The 18,155-nt window shown below is 69.8% G+C and carries 20 protein-coding genes; 10 read left to right on the top strand and 10 right to left on the bottom strand.

Features of this window, described 5'->3' with window-relative positions; translation table 11 throughout:
* The first annotated feature begins 61 nt into the window (after nt 1-61).
* Complete coding sequence (locus ACIBSW_RS08525) at nt 62-1,015, top strand: alpha/beta hydrolase (RefSeq protein WP_354722443.1); 954 nt, start codon at nt 62-64, stop codon at nt 1,013-1,015.
* 96 nt (nt 1,016-1,111) lie between these two features.
* Here the strand turns inward: ACIBSW_RS08525 and ACIBSW_RS08520 are convergent, their stop codons facing one another.
* Entirely contained in the window at nt 1,112-1,636 is a 525-nt protein-coding gene (locus tag ACIBSW_RS08520; RefSeq protein WP_354722442.1) for a hypothetical protein, read from the bottom strand.
* Between the two features lie 396 nt (nt 1,637-2,032).
* Between ACIBSW_RS08520 and ACIBSW_RS08515 the strand changes: the two genes are divergently transcribed.
* Nucleotides 2,033-2,392 (top strand): HEAT repeat domain-containing protein, encoded by a 360-nt coding sequence (locus tag ACIBSW_RS08515; RefSeq protein ID WP_354722441.1) that lies wholly within the window; start codon nt 2,033-2,035, stop codon nt 2,390-2,392.
* A 13-nt stretch (nt 2,393-2,405) separates the two neighbouring features.
* On the opposite strand, the gene ACIBSW_RS08510 is transcribed toward ACIBSW_RS08515, so the two are convergent.
* The 4 genes from ACIBSW_RS08510 to ACIBSW_RS08495 all read right to left on the bottom strand — a co-directional run bounded on the left by ACIBSW_RS08510 (nt 2,406) and on the right by ACIBSW_RS08495 (nt 6,681).
* Complete coding sequence (locus ACIBSW_RS08510; RefSeq protein ID WP_354722440.1) at nt 2,406-2,849, bottom strand: HEAT repeat domain-containing protein; 444 nt, start codon at nt 2,847-2,849, stop codon at nt 2,406-2,408.
* A gap of 43 nt (nt 2,850-2,892) precedes the next feature.
* A complete protein-coding gene (locus tag ACIBSW_RS08505) occupies nt 2,893-4,953 on the bottom strand; it encodes an NACHT domain-containing protein (RefSeq protein WP_404799276.1) in 2,061 nt (686 codons plus the stop codon).
* 621 nt (nt 4,954-5,574) lie between these two features.
* Entirely contained in the window at nt 5,575-6,132 is a 558-nt protein-coding gene (locus tag ACIBSW_RS08500; protein WP_354722438.1) for a hypothetical protein, read from the bottom strand.
* A 348-nt stretch (nt 6,133-6,480) separates the two neighbouring features.
* Nucleotides 6,481-6,681 (bottom strand): hypothetical protein, encoded by a 201-nt coding sequence (locus ACIBSW_RS08495; protein ID WP_354722437.1) that lies wholly within the window; start codon nt 6,679-6,681, stop codon nt 6,481-6,483.
* Between the two features lie 319 nt (nt 6,682-7,000).
* On the opposite strand from ACIBSW_RS08495, the gene ACIBSW_RS08490 reads away from it, so the two are divergent.
* Nucleotides 7,001-7,654: a 2'-5' RNA ligase family protein gene (locus ACIBSW_RS08490; protein ID WP_354722436.1), complete on the top strand. Its 654-nt coding sequence runs from the start codon at nt 7,001-7,003 to the stop codon at nt 7,652-7,654.
* Between the two features lie 194 nt (nt 7,655-7,848).
* Here the strand turns inward: ACIBSW_RS08490 and ACIBSW_RS08485 are convergent, their stop codons facing one another.
* The 3 genes from ACIBSW_RS08485 to ACIBSW_RS08475 are packed head-to-tail and all read right to left on the bottom strand — an operon-like array spanning nt 7,849 to nt 9,479.
* Entirely contained in the window at nt 7,849-8,253 is a 405-nt protein-coding gene (locus ACIBSW_RS08485) for a hypothetical protein (RefSeq protein WP_354722435.1), read from the bottom strand.
* On the bottom strand, nt 8,250-9,005 hold the full coding sequence (locus tag ACIBSW_RS08480; RefSeq protein WP_354722434.1) for a hypothetical protein: 756 nt from the start codon (nt 9,003-9,005) through the stop codon (nt 8,250-8,252). The genes ACIBSW_RS08485 and ACIBSW_RS08480 overlap by 4 nt, the downstream gene beginning before the upstream one ends.
* Before the next feature lie 15 nt (nt 9,006-9,020).
* Complete coding sequence (locus ACIBSW_RS08475) at nt 9,021-9,479, bottom strand: Lrp/AsnC family transcriptional regulator (RefSeq protein WP_354722433.1); 459 nt, start codon at nt 9,477-9,479, stop codon at nt 9,021-9,023.
* Nucleotides 9,480-9,558: 79 nt separating this feature from the next.
* Here ACIBSW_RS08475 and ACIBSW_RS08470 point away from each other — a divergent pair, with 79 nt between their 5' ends.
* Nucleotides 9,559-10,626, top strand: a complete 1,068-nt coding sequence (locus ACIBSW_RS08470; RefSeq protein ID WP_354722432.1) for a Glu/Leu/Phe/Val dehydrogenase dimerization domain-containing protein — start codon at nt 9,559-9,561, stop codon at nt 10,624-10,626.
* On the opposite strand, the gene hpt is transcribed toward ACIBSW_RS08470, so the two are convergent.
* Nucleotides 10,611-11,168 carry a hypoxanthine phosphoribosyltransferase gene (gene hpt, locus ACIBSW_RS08465; RefSeq protein ID WP_354722431.1) on the bottom strand — a complete coding sequence of 186 codons (558 nt, stop codon included), beginning with the start codon at nt 11,166-11,168 and terminating at the stop codon, nt 10,611-10,613. The two genes, ACIBSW_RS08470 and hpt, sit on opposite strands and share 16 nt — an antisense overlap.
* Nucleotides 11,169-11,508: 340 nt before the next feature.
* Here hpt and ACIBSW_RS08460 point away from each other — a divergent pair, with 340 nt between their 5' ends.
* The 4 genes from ACIBSW_RS08460 to ACIBSW_RS08445 all read left to right on the top strand — a co-directional run bounded on the left by ACIBSW_RS08460 (nt 11,509) and on the right by ACIBSW_RS08445 (nt 15,867).
* Nucleotides 11,509-12,501 (top strand): CDP-alcohol phosphatidyltransferase family protein, encoded by a 993-nt coding sequence (locus ACIBSW_RS08460; protein WP_354722430.1) that lies wholly within the window; start codon nt 11,509-11,511, stop codon nt 12,499-12,501.
* A 114-nt stretch (nt 12,502-12,615) separates the two neighbouring features.
* Nucleotides 12,616-13,329 (top strand): spermidine synthase, encoded by a 714-nt coding sequence (locus ACIBSW_RS08455; protein WP_354722429.1) that lies wholly within the window; start codon nt 12,616-12,618, stop codon nt 13,327-13,329.
* 18 nt (nt 13,330-13,347) lie between these two features.
* Nucleotides 13,348-13,893 carry a hypothetical protein gene (locus tag ACIBSW_RS08450; protein WP_354722428.1) on the top strand — a complete coding sequence of 182 codons (546 nt, stop codon included), beginning with the start codon at nt 13,348-13,350 and terminating at the stop codon, nt 13,891-13,893.
* Nucleotides 13,894-13,920: 27 nt separating this feature from the next.
* Complete coding sequence (locus ACIBSW_RS08445) at nt 13,921-15,867, top strand: ATP-binding protein (protein WP_354722427.1); 1,947 nt, start codon at nt 13,921-13,923, stop codon at nt 15,865-15,867.
* Here the strand turns inward: ACIBSW_RS08445 and ACIBSW_RS08440 are convergent.
* Complete coding sequence (locus ACIBSW_RS08440; protein ID WP_354722426.1) at nt 15,819-16,550, bottom strand: DUF2071 domain-containing protein; 732 nt, start codon at nt 16,548-16,550, stop codon at nt 15,819-15,821. The two genes, ACIBSW_RS08445 and ACIBSW_RS08440, sit on opposite strands and share 49 nt — an antisense overlap.
* A 93-nt stretch (nt 16,551-16,643) precedes the next feature.
* On the opposite strand from ACIBSW_RS08440, the gene ACIBSW_RS08435 reads away from it, so the two are divergent.
* Together ACIBSW_RS08435 and ACIBSW_RS08430 are read left to right on the top strand one after the other, a co-directional pair.
* Nucleotides 16,644-17,381, top strand: coding sequence for a neutral zinc metallopeptidase (locus ACIBSW_RS08435; RefSeq protein WP_354722425.1), 738 nt, complete (start codon nt 16,644-16,646; stop codon nt 17,379-17,381).
* Nucleotides 17,382-17,485: 104 nt separating this feature from the next.
* A complete protein-coding gene (locus ACIBSW_RS08430; RefSeq protein WP_354722424.1) occupies nt 17,486-18,133 on the top strand; it encodes an HAD family phosphatase in 648 nt (215 codons plus the stop codon).
* Nucleotides 18,134-18,155 lie beyond the last annotated feature (22 nt).

Genomic DNA, 18,155 nt, shown 5'->3' with positions numbered 1-18,155 from the left:
CACCAACCACCGACGTAAGTGCAGCTCAGTGATGCCGATTCGGCCTGGCTAGAGTGACGACGTGCCGCTCTACGCCGGGTTCGACGGAACGCCACTGCACTACGCCGACAGCAGTCCCGATCACGGTGGTCATGCGCCTCCCGTGATCGCGCTGGCTGGTGGCGCTGCGAGGCACCCAAGCTACCTCGGCGACTTTGCCGGTCTTGGCAGCCGATTCCGACTGATCATTCCTCATCTGCGCGGCGTGGGTCATTCACCGGCACCCTCCCGGGCCGAGCTGGGATCGTTCTGGCGTCAGGCCGAGGATCTCGACCGTCTACGGGAGCACCTCGGCCTCGATCGTGCCGTGCTCGTCGGGCACTCGGCCGGCACGCGTCTGGCCATCGCCTATGCGGCGCGGTTCCCCGACAGGATCGCCGGGATCGTTCTGATCACGCCTCCGGCCGGCTACCTCGTCGACACTCCGTCCGACACGGATGAGCTGATCGCCCGCCATCGTGGGGAGCCGGCGTTCGCCGCAGCCGTTCAAGCCTCGGAGGCAGGGCCGGACTTGATCGATGACGACGCGTTCAACGCTTGGCAGCTACGGGTCACGCCGATGGGATACGCGGTCTGGGGCTCGGCAGAGCAGGCCCACTCGGTGATCGGCAGGTGGAACCTGGCGGCCGTCAAGGCGTACTTCAGCGTTGAACCCCCGGCCGACCTTGTCGCCCGGATCGGCCGGGTCGCAGCGCCCGTGCTGGTCATCGCAGGGGCAGAAGACTGCCTGACCGGCGTGGCGCCCGTGAAAGCTCTCGCAGCTCGATTTCCGGCCGGCCGGCTCGAACTGATCGAGCGGTGTGGGCACTACCCATGGGTGGAGCAGCCGAGCGCGTTCCGGCGGGCGATCGATGCGTTCCTCGACGAACGGGAACACGCGGGCAAACCTGTCGGGCCAACCTTTGAACCGCGCCACCTGCCGAAGGATCCCCAACTGCCGCGATCCGGACGTCTGCCAAGTCCACCGACTACATAGTGTGGGCTGTGTAGGCGGATCGCCGAGTCGGCGGCGTCGCGGGATCGAAGGGATCCGCGAAGGATCAAGTCGGGCTCCGGTTGCGTACCGCCTCGCCTACGTCGGGCCGGCCTGAGCGAGGAAGTCGCGGGCCCTCTGCACGACCGCGGCGCCGCTTTTGCGGTTGCGGGCCATGTAGTCGGTATCCCAGATCGCCCACGAGCTGATGTCATCGTCGTGGAGCGCGATCGTCGCTAGGAGTGGCCTGAGTGTCTGGACCTGGTCTTCGCGGACGCGTTCGCAGTGCCACCAGATGAGCTGGCCGCCGACAGCTGGGTTCAGCTCTCCGTCGGCGATGAGCTCCGCAAACCAGCGCACGAGCGTCCATTGCCGCGCCGCAGGCTCCTCTGGAAGATCGGGCGGACCGAGGCCGAGTTCCTCAACGACACGGCCGAACAGCCCGCGCGCTTCTGGCTCCTCGCGGCGGCTCAAGCCCGCCAGGAGGGAAAGGGAGGGCGAGTCCACGCCGGCCATCAGAGCGTCGAGGCCGACACGGATCAACTGGTCGGAGCCCACCTCGTAGCCGACGAGCTGGTCGATCAATCGCATCCGGATGTTCCGGACGGCCGTCTCGGCGTCCATCGGCTCTCCGATTCTCCTTATCAGCGTCCCGTAGCTGCATGTCGTTACGGCTGTTCCGCTGTCTTGCTCGGCTGCTCGCATTCTGACCGCCGAGCGCTGGCTGCGGGACCCATTTTCATTGCCTCCGGTGGGTAGGGCCTCCGGGCCCCACGACCCGGAAAGGCCTCCGGCGGCCAGCGCCCCTGGACCCCGGCTTGCGCGACGGGATGCCCCCGGCTTCGCGAAGCGGTTCTCGCGCTCGCGGCCCGGGGCTTCGTCCAGGTGCGTGACTTCCCTCGTGGCCACCCAACGCGGACCATGGCATCCCAATGGCCTGGGCAGGACTTGATGAAGCCCTGGCCGACCTAGACGATCTTAAAGCGTAACGGCCCGAGCCGGTGATGCCGTTAGCCTGCGGTGGTGGCGAGCGAGTTCGAGCGGGCGTTGCGGCTGATGCGCCGCCGGGATCCTCAGGTGGCTGAGGACGGTTTTGGCTTGCTGCAGCAGATCGCCGGGGAGCACGTTGACGAGCTGATCGTCGAGTTCGGGCGGGAGGCGGATCACGGGCTGCGGTGCTGGCTGCTGGAGCTCGTCGGGGATGCCCGCTCACCACGTGCGTTTGATCTGCTGGTCGCGCAGTTGCAGAGCGAGGACGAGTCACTGCGAGACTGGGCCGGCCGGGGTCTGCGGCTGCTGGGCACGAAGGAAGCCCGGCGGGTGCTGTGGCAACACGAGCAGAACCAGCCGCCCGGGGCGGCTCCGGCTCTCGGGCCTTGAACCGGGCGATGGGTCACGCGCTATCCAGGCTGGAAAGGGCGGCCCGAGCTCGCCCTCGGACATACTCGTCATCATCTTGTGCAAGCTGCCTCAAGGGTTCGATGGCTCGATCGCCCAAGGCCGCCGGAAGGATCATTGCGATCTGCCACCGCGCGTCCGGGTCGGGATACTCAAGAGCCAGCGGGAGCAGTTGCTCGACGACCCGAGGCGAAGCGCTCAGCATCTCGGCTATCTCCTCGTCTTCGTTGTCGCGGGCCAAGACGTACAGCAGCTCGCGGCGTTCGAGGTCGCTCAACTCCACCGAGGTTTCGATGTGCCGGCGCGCCGCGTCCCAGAGCTCATCCCAGTGGGGGTAGTTGCACTCCCACTCGCGTCCATGGCCGAGTCCGAGGACATCAGGTGCACCGCGGTCGATCCAAACGCGAAACCGACGCAGCTCGTCGACGAAGGAATCCACAACTAAGTCCTAACGGATGCACGGAGCATCCGAGGCGAATGCGCTAACCACCGGCCGTAGAGAGGGGGTCGGAGCTCTTCAGCGATGAGGGTTCATTGGATGAGCCGGCCGGCCGGTCGCGCGACTTGGCTCGAAGCCAGTCGCGAAGTTCGACGTGGCGAAACTGGTAGGCGTTTCCCGCCTCACGCAAGATGCCTGCCTGGTTACACCAAGTGAGGAACCGTCCGAACCGCCAGGGTTGAGCCCTGCCGTGACCCATGAGAGTCACAGCGATGATGTACCGCATCCACGCCTTGCCCGCGAGGCTCCCCAAGAGTCCTATCAACAGCCCGAAAGCGAGCCCGGCGACGAACCGGGAAGTCGACACGGACGCGAGCCCTAATGCGAGCCCTAACGCGAACCCTAATGCGAGCCATACGACGAGATCGTTTCGTAGTGGATCGCGTGGGTTGAGTTCCGACGCGCCGATCGGGTCGAGCCCGATATATAGACTGATCACGAGTCCAAATGCCACCGCCAACGCGACTGCTTCCGCGGGCGTCCCGCCCGAGACCCACGCTACGAACCATGCGAAGAAAACATTTGGAACGCCGATGGCGAAACCGAGTAACAGATTGCGCCGTCCATGGAACGTGCGTACCTGCTGCAAGTTGACCTCGGTGGGTTGCGCGTCCCCACTGCGACCGCTTCGCCACGCCAAGACGGGGGCTACGAACAAGCCACCAACAATTGATATCCCAGCCACTAGGTACTGAGTCGGCAAGGCGGGAAATTCGTTTAGGTAATACTGCACGTTCGCGGCTGTGGCAGTGACGCTGCCGCCATTGACGGCCACCCCAAGGAGCAAGGCGAGGGTGAAGGTCAGGGCGGCGTTGAGGTGCGCGTGCCAACGGCGTACCCGTTCCTGACCGGCGATGTACCACCACTGGTGCAGCACGATATCGGTGCCGGACATTCCGTTGTCCTGCTGCCAGGCCAAGTGAGCGGCTACGGCTTGCAGCCAGCCGGTCGCCTGGGCGGAGGTGTAGCGGCCACTACCGACGGATTGGGCGCGGCCCGGGATGAACTGTCCCAGTAGCAGATCGGCCACCCGGTCCGCGTAGACGTCCGACGTGCTACCGGCGCCCTCCTGCGGGGTGCGTAACAGCGCGGTCGGGTCGCCACCGCCGCGGCTGTAGCTGACAGCAAGAGTCAGTCGCCAAGGCGTGTCCAACGCCTGCAGCAGGCCCGCATAAGCCGGGCCGTCCAATCGGTCCAGCAGTTGCTCCCAATGATCCCACTCGGCAAGGGTGGCGCCGGGGCCGATCTCGCGGCGCGCGTAGTCGCGGATCTGATCCGCGTTCAGTGGTTGGATGACCACCTCCGTGGCGGGTCGCAGCGGATGTCCCAGCGCGACGTATTCGTCGTGGCGGCAGGTGAGGACGAGCGGTGCGCCGTTCTCGCCGGCAACGTACTCATTCAAGGCGGCGACCGCGGCCTTCGCTCGATGCGGTGGCTGGCCCGGCGGGTCCATTTCGTCCAATCCGTCCAGCACGGGCAGCACCCGGCGGTTACTCGCCAGCGCCGCTGCATCCTGGTCGCGCATCCCGTAGTCGGCCACGAGCCGCCGGCCAAGCCAGTCTGCGAACGGCACGTCGGTGTTCCATGTCGGCAGGCTTGCCCTTACCGGCACCGGCTGGACCGCACGCCCGTTCGCATCCGCGACGTTCTGGCGCGCCTCTGCCTGCTGCACCAGCAACTGCAGTGCCAACACCGTCTTACCCGACCCCGGCTCACCCAGGATCACCAACCGGCCCCCATCCGCGTGCTGGCGGTAGAACGGGCCCACCCCATCCAACAGACCCGACCGGCCGGTGCCGGGCTGGGCGAAGACCAACAACCGCTCAGCGAACCCGATATTGGCCGCCACCGATCCAGCCCGGCCCGTGTCTAAAAGGCGCTTCAACGCCAGACTCTCCCGGCCCAGAACCTGACTGTTCAACTCATCGGCTGCCCGGGCCAGCCAATCACCTGAAACGTCACCAGCCTGTCGGCGTCTATCGATGAACGTCAGTAGCAGGCCAATGGCACCCAAACTCAGAGCGAGAATGTTCGCCCAACCCACCCACCGGTTGAACTCCTCCCCGGTCTCTCCCCAGGCGCGAAGGGGTAGCCCAACGGCCAGCACCAGTAGTCCGGCTACCACCAGGAGGCCGCCGAGCCGTCGCAACCACGACCAACCACGCCACCGCATTGACATCTCCGTCCTGTCCCTACCGCAGCTCACTACCGGACACCCAGCCTGCAACATCCCTCAAGCAGATGAAACAGGCGGCTCTACACGGGACGTCCGTTCCTCCCAACGTGTTGGAGCTCGTGAATTTCCTACAGCCGCGACTCGCAACAGGTGGCTGACGACGATGTCGCACGATCTTGCCTCCGGCGGCCAGTGCTCCGCCCTTTGGCCCAGGCGACTCCGGGTTGCCCAGTTCGGCTCCGCGACCCATCGCGCACCGGAGGCAACCAGACCGCGCGAGACGATCCTGCGTGTGCCGTCGGCTTTGCGGCGCTCCTGACGGCATGCGGCATTCACCGTGAGTGGCAGGTTTGAGCACCTTGACGGTCGGCTGCGCCCCGAGATTCCTGCGCCAAGATCAAGCCGTATCCAGGCCGTCAGACGTAGACGAATAGCCGCCAGCGACCATCATCGATGAATGGTGTCTGTGCGGCTCAGCGCCGTTGTCGATCACATATATCCCTGGCAGAGATCTGCGGGGATACGCTTCGTGATTTGCATGGTCGTCGGGTTGAAGGCTATCGAGATGGGGCCTTCGTCGGTAATGATGCGTACCGAGCCGGCCTCGACCGACTCGATCGAGTGGTAATCCCCGGATTCCTCCGAAAAGAGACAACCGGCGTTTGCTTCAACGAAGCGGAGGCCGTCTCGGCGCTGAATGGCGACGTCCCAGCCGTCCTCGCCCAGCACGGATTGCCAGTGCAGGACCCGGACCTCGTACCGGCCGTCGGCGGAAGACGCATGATCGACCAACTCGCCACTCGGCGACGAGTCGTGGAAGATCCCGAAGATCAGGGCGACGACGCCGCCGCACAACACGGCGAAGCCGGCAGCCCCGAAGGCCAGAGCGGCGGCCGCGAGGTTACGGCGGCTGGACGGGATCAGCAGTGTCACGGCCGAGCCGAGCAGCACCCACACCGCGGGCCAGAAAATCAATGACGGCAGCGGATGGTCCTGCAGGACAACGAGATGCGCGGTGTTCCAGCGCACCGACAAGAGCACGACCATCGACAAGAGGGCGGCAGCGCCTGTCGCCCATGGTCGGGTCAGCCACCGTGTGATGCGCCGCAGCAATCTTCGAACCGTCCTTTCGGCCATCAGGTGCGCCTGCAGTGCCGCGAAGCAGCGGAGAGCGATTGGCAGCCGAGGCCGAGGGGCCAAGCTCCGCGCGAATATTACGGGTAGTAGTCGTGACCCGAGTACCTGCGTTCGGCCGATCCGAGCTGCCCCAGTCGCCCGTTGAGCCGTCTCATGGTCAGGTCAGTCGGTTGCCGACCATGGGCGTGAGCGCGCATGTCGCGAAGCGAATCGATTACTAACCGTAGCTGCTCGCAGCCGGGGAGCCGGGCCGACCACCTACCCCCGGGCCAGGCGGTCCGCGGGGTAGGGCCCATACCGGCGGGCGGCGGGCGGATGCCCGACGACGGACCGGTCACCGCCGGGGCCGAACGCGACGTCGGGGATCACGGCGTGGCGGTGGACGGTGAGCTCGATCGGATCACGGTCGCGGATCCGGACCGTGACGCGGTCGCCCACCGCGAGAGCCGGGGCGCTCACCACTGCACGCTGCCTCGCCGGATGTGCCGACTTCGCATCGCTTTGCGCCTCCTCCGGTCGGGGAGGCGACGGGCTGCGGATCTCTCATCTCACGGCCGGCAACCCGCCGCCTCCGCACTCGATCGTGGGCGAGCAGGGCGTGTCGGTAGGAGCGGCGCGTCCACCGACGCTTGCTTGCGGTCACGGCAGCGGCCGGCCGCAATCCGGCGCCTGCGTCGACGGTGCCGTTGCCGCCCACGGCGAAGCCCGGAGCGGGTGATTGGGCACGGGTATCGGGTACGGCACACTGATCACCAGCGGCGACGGCCGACTCGGATCGATGTCTGACGAGGAGCTGGCGTTGGGAGCCATCAAGCACGTTGATCAGTTGCAGGATCACTGGTGGTGGCGGCCCGGGTGGCGGAACGGCAGGCACTTCTATGCCTGCCACTTCACCTTCACCGATCAGCCGGCCATCCATGATCTGGTGGCTACGTATCAGCGGTCCCTGTCCGACATGGATGGTCTCGACCTGATCCCGCAGCGCTGGTTGCACCTGACCACGCAGGAGATCGGATCCATGGATTCCATCGACGAGTCGAGCGCCGAACGACTCCGGAAGGCAGCCGGTGAACTGCTGGCCGACGTCGACGCGCCGACGGTCACCTTCCACCGGCCGGTCGTCAGGTCGGAGGCCATCTATCTGCCCGCGGAGCCGGCGAAGGGGATCGACCAGGTTCGGCGCGCGATAGGCAAGGCCGTCGCGTCGGTGCTGGGCCGCGAACGCCTGAACCAGTCAGCGAGTTTCCGGCCGCATGTCAGCATCGCGTACTCGAACCGCGCGCAGCCCGCGGAGCCGATCGTCGACCGTCTCCGCCAGACCGGAGCGGAGCCCGTGACGCTGTCGCTGCGGCGCATAGACCTACTTGAGTATCACCGCGACCGGCGAATGTATGAATGGACCAGGTCGAGCCCGATCGCCATCGGCGGCTGAAGCCATTTGCCTGCGGCGGAGGCCGGCCGCCTGCGTTGACGCTGTCGGACAGCGCACCCTGAAACAAACCGATCCGCGCCCGCGTGCGGTCGCCTACGGGCGAGTGCTCGCCGTCGTGGTCGGCTCGATCATGTTCACTCGATGTCGACTGGCGTGGGTGAGCGGCCGTATCAAGTGCGGATCGGCCGCCGGGATCAGGTCGGGGTGCCCGCGATGACGGCCTCGATGTCCGCGCCGCTGCGGACCACGACGGCATCCGCGCGGAGCTCCTCGGGCAGGTGCTCGCGCTGTCCCTCGTCGGCCAGCATCGTGGGGCGGTCGGGCGGTACCACGACCGCGCCAGCCAGGTTCATGAACGTGGCGAGCAGGTCGAGCACCGCCCCGGTCGAGAAGCGGGTGATCAGGATGCTGTCGACCAGGTCGTCGGAGAGCCCCGCGTAGAGGCCCGCGTCGCCGCCGTCCGGCGCCGTCACGTGCCAGTAGTTGAACTCCGGCTCCGTTCGGTCGATGCGGGCCTCGAAGGCCGCCCGGAACGCGCTGCCCGGCATCGAGGACCGCTCGCCGTCCGCGAACCGCATGACCAGCAGGTCGTAGCTCACGTGCCGGCGGCCGGCGCCGGCCGGAACGGGTCGAGGAGCTCCGATCGGAGGCGGTCGTGTTCGGCGGCGGTCCCGATCGCCGGGCGATCGCCGGGATTTGCGACGTAGTAGCGGATGGCGGCCGTGATGAGCCACGGCTCGATGTCGGTGGTGCGCAACTTCTTCCGGAACACGTGCAGGCCGCTGCGCCGCACCAGTTCGGGCCGGGCACAGGTCAGCGGCACCGTGGTGGCGTTCGGGGCGGGTGGCAGCGACGGCACGGCGGGCGACGCGTCCCAGGGGATGACGAGCCAGCCGGTGATGCCGCGCTGCCACACGCCGTCGGGCCGGAGCTGCACGCTGCTGTCGCCCCAGGCGACGGCGACGAACAGCAGGGTGACGGCCGTCGAGAGCAGCTCGGGCAGCTGCTCGGACAGGAACGGGTCCGATCCCCAGTCCCGGATGACGTTCGCGGTTCTTCCGGTGGCCATCACGAGACAGGCGAGCGCCAGGAAGGTGTACGTCGGCCGCGGCGGGGTGCTGAACGCCGGCACGTCCGGCCGCACCACGAAGGCGTTCGGGCGTCTGCCGGCAAACGAGGCCACGCCCGGCAGCAGTAGCACCAAGACAACGATCATCAGGATCGGGAACGCGCGTTGCCCGAGCTCCGGGACCTGGGCCTGGAGCAGCAGGAAACCGGCGGAGAGGGCCAGGCCGGTCGCCAGGATGATCCGGCCGTGCCGCCCGGCCGCCGCGAGAAACCATGTGATCACCCCGGCAGGGTACGGCTAAGGGTCGAGCGGATCGATGACCTGTTTGCGGGCGTGCTGGTAGATGACCGAGCTGCGGAACCCGACGATCTCGCGGCGGCCGCTGAACTTGTCCATGAGGAAGGCGTGCAGGCTGTCCACGCTGGGCACGGCGACGTGGACCAGGAAGTCGTCGCCGCCGGCCACCACGTACACGGAGAGCACCTCGGGCAGGCCCATCGCGTACCGCTTGAAGCCGTCGATGACGGTGCGGCTCAGCGGCCGGACCTGCACATGCAGCAGCGCCTGCACGCCGCGGTTGAGGGCGGCCAGGCTGATCTCGGCGTGGTAGCCGGTGATCACGCCGCGGTCGCGCAGCGCGCGCACGCGTTCCAGGCAGGTCGACGGTGCGATGCCGACCGCGCGGGCCAGTTCGCGGTTGGTCTGCCGCGCATGTGTCTGCAGGTGCCGGACAATCGCCGAATCAAGTTCGTCCATGGCCGGAATTTTGCCAATCATTCCGAACGATGTTCGCTGCGAGCCGGTCGGCGGCGGCCGTCTGCCTACCGTCGGCACCATGGCCGAACTGCAGCACGGACAAGGCCCGATGGCCGAATTGCAGCACGAACAACTCGTCGTCCGGCGCGGCGCGCGGTCCGGCCTACCGGTCGTCGTCGCGGTGCATTCGACGGTGCTCGGGCAGGCGATCGGCGGCTGCCGGCTCGCGCCGTACCGGGACTGGCGCGACGGGCTCGCCGACGCGCTGCGGCTGTCGGCGGCGATGTCGGACAAGTGCGCGCTGGCCGGGCTGCCCAACGGCGGAGGCAAGACCGTCGTCGCGCTGCCGCCGGGTGGGGCGCTCGGCGCGGCGCGGCGCCGGGCGGTGCTGCGCGACGTCGGCGAGGTCATCGCCGGCCTGGGCGGGGCCTACGCCACGGGGCCGGACGTCGGCACCGGGCCGGACGACATGGCGGTGATCGCGGAGCGGACCCCGCACGTGTTCTGCCGGCCGGACGGCGCCGGCGGCAGCGGCGATTCCTCCGGGCACACGGCCGCGGGCGTGCTCGCCGCGCTGCGGGTCCTGTGCGCGGAGCGGTTCGGCTCGGCGGAGCTGTCCGCCCGCAGCTTCGCGGTGCTCGGCCTCGGCCGCGTCGGCGGGCACGTTCTGCGCCTGCTCGCCGATGCCGGTGCGACCCTGGTGGCCGCCGACATCGACGACGGCCGGCGCGCGCTCGCCGTCGCCGCCGGTGCCGACTGGGTGAGCCCGCCGGACTGCCTGACCGCCGACGTGGACGTGCTCGTCCCGGCCGCCCTCGGCGGCCTGCTCACCGCGCGGACGGTGCCGGCGCTGCGCTGCGCCGCGATCGCCGGGCCGGCCAACAACCAGCTCGACGAACCGGCCACCGCCGGCCTGCTGCACCGGCGCGGCATCCTGTGGGCGCCGGACGTCATCGTCAGCGCCGGCGGCATCATCCACGCCGTCGCGGTCGAGCTGCGCGGGGAGAGCTCAGCCCGGGCCGCGGCCCGGGTGGACGGGATCGCCGGCACGCTCGCCGGGGTGCTGCGCGCGGCCCGCGCCGCCGGCTCGACCCCGGCGGCCGCGGCCCGCGCCCGCATTCAGGAGATTCTTCACCGTACGGCGTGAGGCGCCAGGACGGCCGCGCAGCGCAGGTTGCGGTAGCGCCCGTGGTAGTCCAGGCCGTACCCGACGATCTGGCCGGCGGGCACGTCGAAACCGTTGTAGGCCGGCACCGCGAGCCGCGGCGCGTCCGGCTTGCGCAGCAGCGTGCAGACCGCGATCGACGCCGGGCGGCGCTGGTTGAGGTTGGAGATCAGCCAGGACATCGTCAGGCCCGTCTGGATCACGGTCTCCGCGATGATCACGTCCCGGCCTGCGATGTCGATATCAAGATCTTTCAGCAGGCGTACGGAGCCGGAGGCGCGGTTGCCCGCGGTGGTGTACGACCGGATCGCCATCCAGCCGATCTCGACCGGGGTCTCCAGGGCCCTCGCAAGGTCTACCGTGAAGGTGGCGGCACCGCCCAGCACGCCGATCAGGATGATCTCGCGTCCGGTCATGTCCTTGCCGATCTCGGCCGCGAGCTCGCCGACCCGGGCCAGAATCTGCTCCTCGGTGAGCAGCACGGACTCGAGATCGTCCGCGACGTGGTCAGCGTCCACCGTCATCCCCTTGATAGTCGGCGGGCCCCGCCCGAGGTCACGCCGAAAGCCTGTCATGTGTGACGGCGGCGGCCAACCTGGGCGGTACCTCCCGAGGAGGAGGTCCGTGTGCCATTTATCGCACGCACGGGTAGCGGGACTACGAAGCCGTGGCACTCGTCGTGTTTGCTGGTATCTGTACCCGTCACTCAACGTATTCGTGTCCGTCACGCGGTCCGGCCGCTCAGTCGAGATTCCCGGCTCGTTTGTCCAGATTCTCGGCCTGGCCGCTCCGTTGTGAGACGCCCTCCTGTAATGTCCGCGCGTCCCGGTATTCATGTATTCATCACGACGGTGGAGTTGTGGCATGGCACAACGGTTCACGCTCGACGAGATCCGGACCCGCACCTACAAGGATCGCGACGCCTGGTGGACCGTCTGGCTCGTCGACCCCCTCGCCTCGCGGCTGGTGTGGCTCGTGGCGCCGGTCCGGTGGATCACGCCGAACGTGCTGACGATGGGCGCCTTCCTGCTCGGCCTCGTCACCGCCTACTGCTTCGCGCAGGGTGACTACCCGTGGCTGGTCGCCGGCGCGGTCGTCTTCCACCTCAGCTTCGTGCTGGACTGCATGGACGGCAAGATCGCTCGGCTCAAGGGTACGGGCTCGGTCTTCGGCGCGTGGCTCGACTACGTCTTCGACCGGCTGCGGGTGCTGATCTGCGCGTGCGCCCTGTTCGGCGGCCAGTACGCGAAGACCGACGACATCCGCTACCTGTACCTCGCCGCCGTCGTGATCTTCCTGGACATGTTCCGGTACCTGAACGCCCTGCAGATGGGCAAGGTCAAGAACGACATGCGGCGCCGGCTGGAGGCCGCCCGCGGCGACAACTCCGGTCGCCCGATGTTCGTCGAGGAGACCGGCCTCGAGCACCCGGTCGGCCCCGGCGCCGGCGTGGCGACCGCCACCGACGGTACGGGCGAGGTGCGGCCCGTCGTCGACGTCTTCGACGACTTCCGCACCCGGTTCAGCGGCTTCGTCAAGATCCGCAACATCCTGATCCGCCAGCGCATCCGGGCGCACGTGTTCAGCGGCATCGAGTTCCAGATGTTCATCTTCATCCTGGGCCCGCTGACCAACCAGATCGCGTTCTTCACGATCCTCTCGGCCGTGCTGCTGGCGGGCTTCGAGCTGCTGCTCATCTACAAGCTCTGGACCGCGACGCGCAGCTACGCCCGGCAGCTCGCCAAGATCGGTACGTCGGAGGCGGAGGCCGCGGCGGTCGCCGTCGCGACCGGGGCCGAGCCGGTCGAGGACGCCGAGGACCCCGAGGCGTTCAGCACCCAGCGCATCTCCGCGTAGGCCGCGTCCCACCGTGCGGCCGGCCGGCGTGGCAAGCTGACCGGCCATGGACGGACTGACGGTGGCCGGCGCCCCGCTCACTCGGGGCCGCCGGCCCGGACGGCCGGCGGCCCGGTGAGCGCCCGCTTCGAGGAGCTCGCCTGGCGGCAGACCCCGATCGGCGAGATCAGCCTGCGACGCCGGCTCGATCCCCGGCTCGGGGTCCAGGTGTACGAGGTGAAGATCAACGACGAGTTCCTGATGTCCAGCCTCTTCACCGTCGCGGAGATCGAACTCGCCCGCCTGGGCCTGGCCGCGCTGACCGCCGGCGCCAAGCCCGACGTCGTCGTCGGCGGCCTGGGGCTGGGCTGCACCGCCCGGGCCGTGCTCGAGGATCCGCGGGTGGGGTCGCTGCTGGTCGTCGACGCGGTGGCCGAGGTCATCTCCTGGCACGAGCGCGGGCTGCTCCCGGACGCCGCCGCGCTGACCACCGATCCGCGCAGCCGCCTGGTCGAGGGTGACTTCTTCGCGATGGCCGCGGGCGAGGCGGGTTTCGACCCGGACGCGCCCGGACGCCGCTTCGACGCGATCCTGCTCGACGTCGACCACAGCCCGCGGCACGTGCTCGCCCCGGCCAACGCGGCCCTCTACACGGTCGCCGGGATGCGCCGGCTCGCCGCGCACCTGCGCCCGGGCGGCGTCTTCGCGCTCTGGTCGGACGATCCGCCGGACGCCGAGTTCGAGGGCGTGCTGGCCGAAGTGTTCGACGAGGCGGTCGCGCACGTGGTGGCGTTCCCGAACCCGCTGACCGGCGGTCAGTCCGCTAATACGGTATATGTAGCTACATAGCCGGGCATACTGGCGGTTGTGGAGGATCACCCGCTCGAGCCCGGCGAGGACGCCACGACGTTCTTCCAGCCACGTGCCCTGGTCTTCGTGACCATGCTCTGGGTGATCGCGCTGGTCTGGCTGCTCGTCACCGTCCTGTACGGGGCGGTCGTGTTCGTGACCGGGATCGAGCTGAAGTCCGGCGACATCCTCATCATGGTCGAGAGCGTCCTGATCGTGCCGACCGTGACCGCCGGTCTGATCATGCTCATCACCTGGCAGCGGCTGGGCTGGTTGAAGAGCTCCGTCTACGGCCTGGAGTTCGCGGCGACCGGCCGGCGGGGCGTGCACCTGCAGTGGTCCTCGATCGCCTCGGTCGGCCTGCGGCGCTGGGGCCCGTTCACCGAGCTCGTGGTGACGCCCACCGACATGGCGGCGGTCACCGAGCTGCACGAGCGGGGGCGGGCGCCCCGGGTGCTGCGCCGCGAGGCCGGCTCGGCGTTCCTGATCGACGTCGGCCTGATGTCGCCCGGCCCGCGGACCCTGATCGCCGAGCTGCACCGGCGCATCCCGTCCCGGGTCTGACCGGCGGCGCACATGGGTGCTTCGGTGATGCGGGAACGCGTGGCGGCGCTGCGCAGCGGGTGGGGTGCCGCGCTGCTCACCACCGCGGTGCTGCTCGTCGTCGCGGTGGTCGTCGCGGACTTCGTCACCCCCCCCGACAAGGTGTTCTTCTGGCTGATCCTGCTGGCGCCGGTGCTCGCGGCGATCCTGCTGCGCCCGTGGGCGGTGGCGGTGGTCGGGCTCGTCGCCCTGATCCTGGTCTGGGTCATGTCGTCGCGCGGCGGCATGTCGGGAACCGTCGACCAGGCGATGCGCCTGGGCGCGATCGTCGGGATCACCCTGCTCAGCGCCGGGTTCGCCCACCGCCTCGGCGTCCTCGAGCGCCGGGCGCACCGGGGCGCCGAGCAGGAGTCGACCCTCGCCGCGATCGTGCGCTCGTCCGAGGACGCGGTCATCACGACCGACCTCGCCGGCACCATCACCACCTGGAACGGCGGCGCGACGCGCCAGTACGGCTGGCGGGCCGAGGAGGCGATCGGGCGCTGCATCGCCCTGGTGTACACGCCTGATCAGATCTTCGTGATGCCCGACACCCTGGCGGGGCTGAGCGCGGGTAAGCGCCGGGGCCCGATCGAAGCGCGCCGGGTCCGCAAGGACGGGTCGCACGTCGAGGTGCTGGTCAGCATGTGGCCGGTAAGCGACCGTTTCGGCCAGGTGGTCTCCGTCGCCCGCATCGAGCGGGACCTCACCGCCGTCAAGCAGGCCGAGGAGCAGCGCCGGTTGGTCATCGAACGCTCGGCCCTCGCCGAACGGCTGGAATGCCTCGGTCAACTCGCCGGCGGCGTCGCACACGACTTCAACAACCTGCTCGCGATCAACCTCAACTACCTCGACTTCGTGCTCGAGCGGACCGCCGACGCCGAGACCCGCGAGGACCTCACCCGCGCCCGGACCAGCGCCGAACGCGCCCGCGAGCTCACCCGGCAGCTGCTGCTCTTCGCCCGCCAGGAGCCGGGCGACGCCGAGGTCATCGACGTCGACTCGGTGATCGAGGACGCCCGCGCCCTGCTCGGCCGGACCATCGGCGGCCATGTCGAGCTGATCGCCCGCAGGTCGCCGGAGCCGCTCGCCGTCCGCTGCGACTGGGGCCGGATGGAGCAGGTGCTGCTCAACCTGGTGATCAACGCGCGCGACGCGATGCCCGACGGCGGCACGGTCGTGATCGAGGCCGGCCCGGTCCGGCTCGAGCACGATCCCGACCGGCTGCCGCCGCTGCCCGCCGGCCCGTACGCGCAGCTGAAGGTCAGCGACACGGGCACGGGGATGCCACCGGAGGTCGCCGCCCGCATCTTCGAGCCGTTCTTCACGACCAAGGCCGAGCAGCACGGCACCGGGCTGGGCCTGGCGACGGTGTACTCGATCGTGACCGAGGCGGGCGGCGACATCACGGTGTCGTCCGAGCCGGGCGTCGGCACCACCTTCCGGATCCTGCTGCCGGCCGTCTCCGCCCCCGTGGCGCCCGCGGGCGGCGCCGCCGGGAAGGCGCGCAGGAGCGAGACGGCGTCGGGCGGCGGCCGGCCGCGCGTTCTCGTCGTGGAGGACGACGCCGAGGTCCGCAGGATCGCCGTGCGGATCCTGGCGGGCGCCGGCTACCGGGTGGCCGAGGCCGCGAACGGCCGGGCGGCCCTGGACCGGATCAACCGGGGGCCGTTCGACCTGCTGCTGACCGACATCGTCATGCCGGAGATGTCCGGGTCGCGGCTGGCCGAGACGGTGCTCCTGCACCACCCCGGCACCCGGATCCTGCTGATCTCCGGCTACAGCGAGGAGTGCACCCGGGTGCGGCACCTGACGGTCGAGGGCATCGAGATGATCCACAAGCCGTTCACCGCGGACGAGCTGCTCGGCGCGGTGCGGCGGGTGCTGGGCGTCGCCACGGACCGGGGTCAGGCGGCGGCCGGCGCGCCGAAGACGACTGGCACGCCGGGGGAGTAGAGGACGCTGGCCGGCGGTCCGGCCGGTAGCGGCAGGCCGGCGGCGCGCAGCAGGCCGTCGTCGAGGTCGAGCAGCTCCGCGCGGTGCAGCGGCCAGCGGGGGTGCTCGTTCGGCAGGTGCACGGTGCGGCCCCAGGCGCGGGTGTGCAGGCCCCAGCGGGCGGTCACGAAGTGCTCCAGCGCCGACGGTCGATCCAGTGCCGCTCCGACGCGTACCGTCATGGAAGAGGCCGCCCCGCGCGGGGCGGGCCAGCGTCGCCTGCTGGTGTATCGCACGACGTCGCGGTCCTTTTCCAGGCGCATGCGGGACCACATGTAGGGCAGGCGCAGCAGCGCCCGCGCGGTCAGCACGGGCAGCAGGCGCTCGGCGTCCAGCGAGAGGAAGACGACCGCCCGCCGGCCCTGGCCGTCCACGCTGTACAGACGGACGTTCGTCTCGCAGAACGTGCCCAGGTAGGGAATGCCCGGGCCGCGCAGCGCGCCGAGCCGCACCATCCGGAAGCCGATCAGCCCGGCGTACGTGACGCCGTCGAGGGTGTCGGGGACGGTGCCGCGCGGCAGGAACGGCGCGACCACCTCCGGCGGCAGGGCCCAGTGCAGGAACGCCAGGTCGTGCCAGCGCTGCACCAGCCACGGGCGGCGCACCGGCCGCACCGTCTCGGGGGTCACGTCCTCGATCCGCACGGACCTATCATGCACGGGCATTGATCCTTTTGTGGTGCTCCGTGCGTATCGTGGGTACATCCCGGTAACGCCTGCCCCTCGGAGGACCCCCGCATGCCGGTACCGCGTCGTTCCCGCATCCTGCTGCCGGCCGTCGTCGTGGCCGCGCTGGTCGCGCTCGGTTGCGCCGCGGCGCCCGACGAGCCCGCCGCCGGTCCGGACCGCCCGGCGGCGACCGCCGACCGCGCCACCACGCCGGCCGGGGAGGATCCGGACGGCACCGACACCCCCGAGGAGTTCGCGGCCGACGTCGGCGACGCGACGCGGGTCGCCGAGGACTACTGGAAGGCCGGGTTCGCCGACTCCGACCTGAAGTTCCGGCCCGTCGCCGAGGTCATCCCGTACGAGCGGGAGGGCGAGGTGGAGTGCGGCGGGCAAGCGCTCGGGCTCAACAACGCGGCGTACTGCTCGGCCGGCGACTTCATCGCGTACGACATGAACTGGGCGTTCGCCGCGTTCCGGCAGATCGGCGACGCGTTCATCTTCTACCTGCTCGGCCACGAGTACGCGCACGCGATCCAGGCCCGGCTGCGGATCGCGCACGAGCTCTCGATCGACCAGGAGCTGCAGGCCGACTGCATGGCGGGCGCGTACATCGGCGACATGGAGCGCAAGGGCCGGCTCAGCCTCGACGACGGCGACCTGGACGAGCTCGCCGCGGGCCTGGAGGCGGTCGGCGACGACCCGGGCCAGCCCTGGTTCGCCGAGGGCGCGCACGGCTCGGCGGAGCAGCGCACCAGGGCCTTCAACCGCGGCTACCGGGACTCGCTCGAGCCCTGCGACGTGTCGTAGCCGTCACACCATGGCGCCCGGCGGCGCCGGGTTCGCCAGAATGGGCGGGTAGACGATCCGATCGGCCCGGGAGGCCCGCCCTGACATCACGACTACCGGCTGCGGTGCTCTTCGACATGGACGGCACGCTGGTCGACAGCGAGAAGGTCTGGGAGGTCGCGCTGCACGAGCTCGCGGCGCGGGCCGGCGGCGAGCTGTCCCCGGCGGCGCGGCGGGCGATGATCGGCTCCAGCATGGCCGCCTCGATGCGGATCCTCCGCGACGACCTGGGCCAGCCCGGCCGCGACGAGGCCGCCGACATCGACTGGCTGGAGCGGCGCGTCGAGGAGCTCTTCGCCGACGGACTGGTCTGGCAGCCCGGCGCGTTCGAGCTGCTGAAGGCCGTGCGGGCCGCGGGCCTGCCGACCGCGCTGGTCACCTCGACCGGCCGCCGGCTGGTGGAGGTCGCGCTGGACACCCTCGGCCGGGAGAACTTCGACGTGGTGGTCTGCGGCGACGAGGTGTCCGCCCCGAAGCCGGACCCGGCGCCGTACCGGACCGCGGCCGGCCTGCTGGGCGTGGATATCGCGGAGTGCGTGGCGATCGAGGATTCGCCGACCGGCCTCGCCAGCGCGGTGGCCTCCGGCGCCGCGGTGCTCGCGGTGCCCGCCGAGCTGGAGCTGCCGGCGACCGACGGCGTCCACCTGCGCGACTCCCTCGAGGACGTCGACCCGGCGTTCCTGTCGAGCCTGCTCGCCCCGGTACCGGGCTGAGCCCGCGCTGGCCCGTTCTCTC

Source organism: Actinoplanes sp. NPDC049668, from assembly GCF_044465445.1.
In the GTDB taxonomy this organism is placed as follows: domain Bacteria; phylum Actinomycetota; class Actinomycetes; order Mycobacteriales; family Micromonosporaceae; genus Actinoplanes.
Note: the sequence above shows the minus strand (reverse complement) of the source record. Positions and strands in the feature narration are given on the sequence as shown.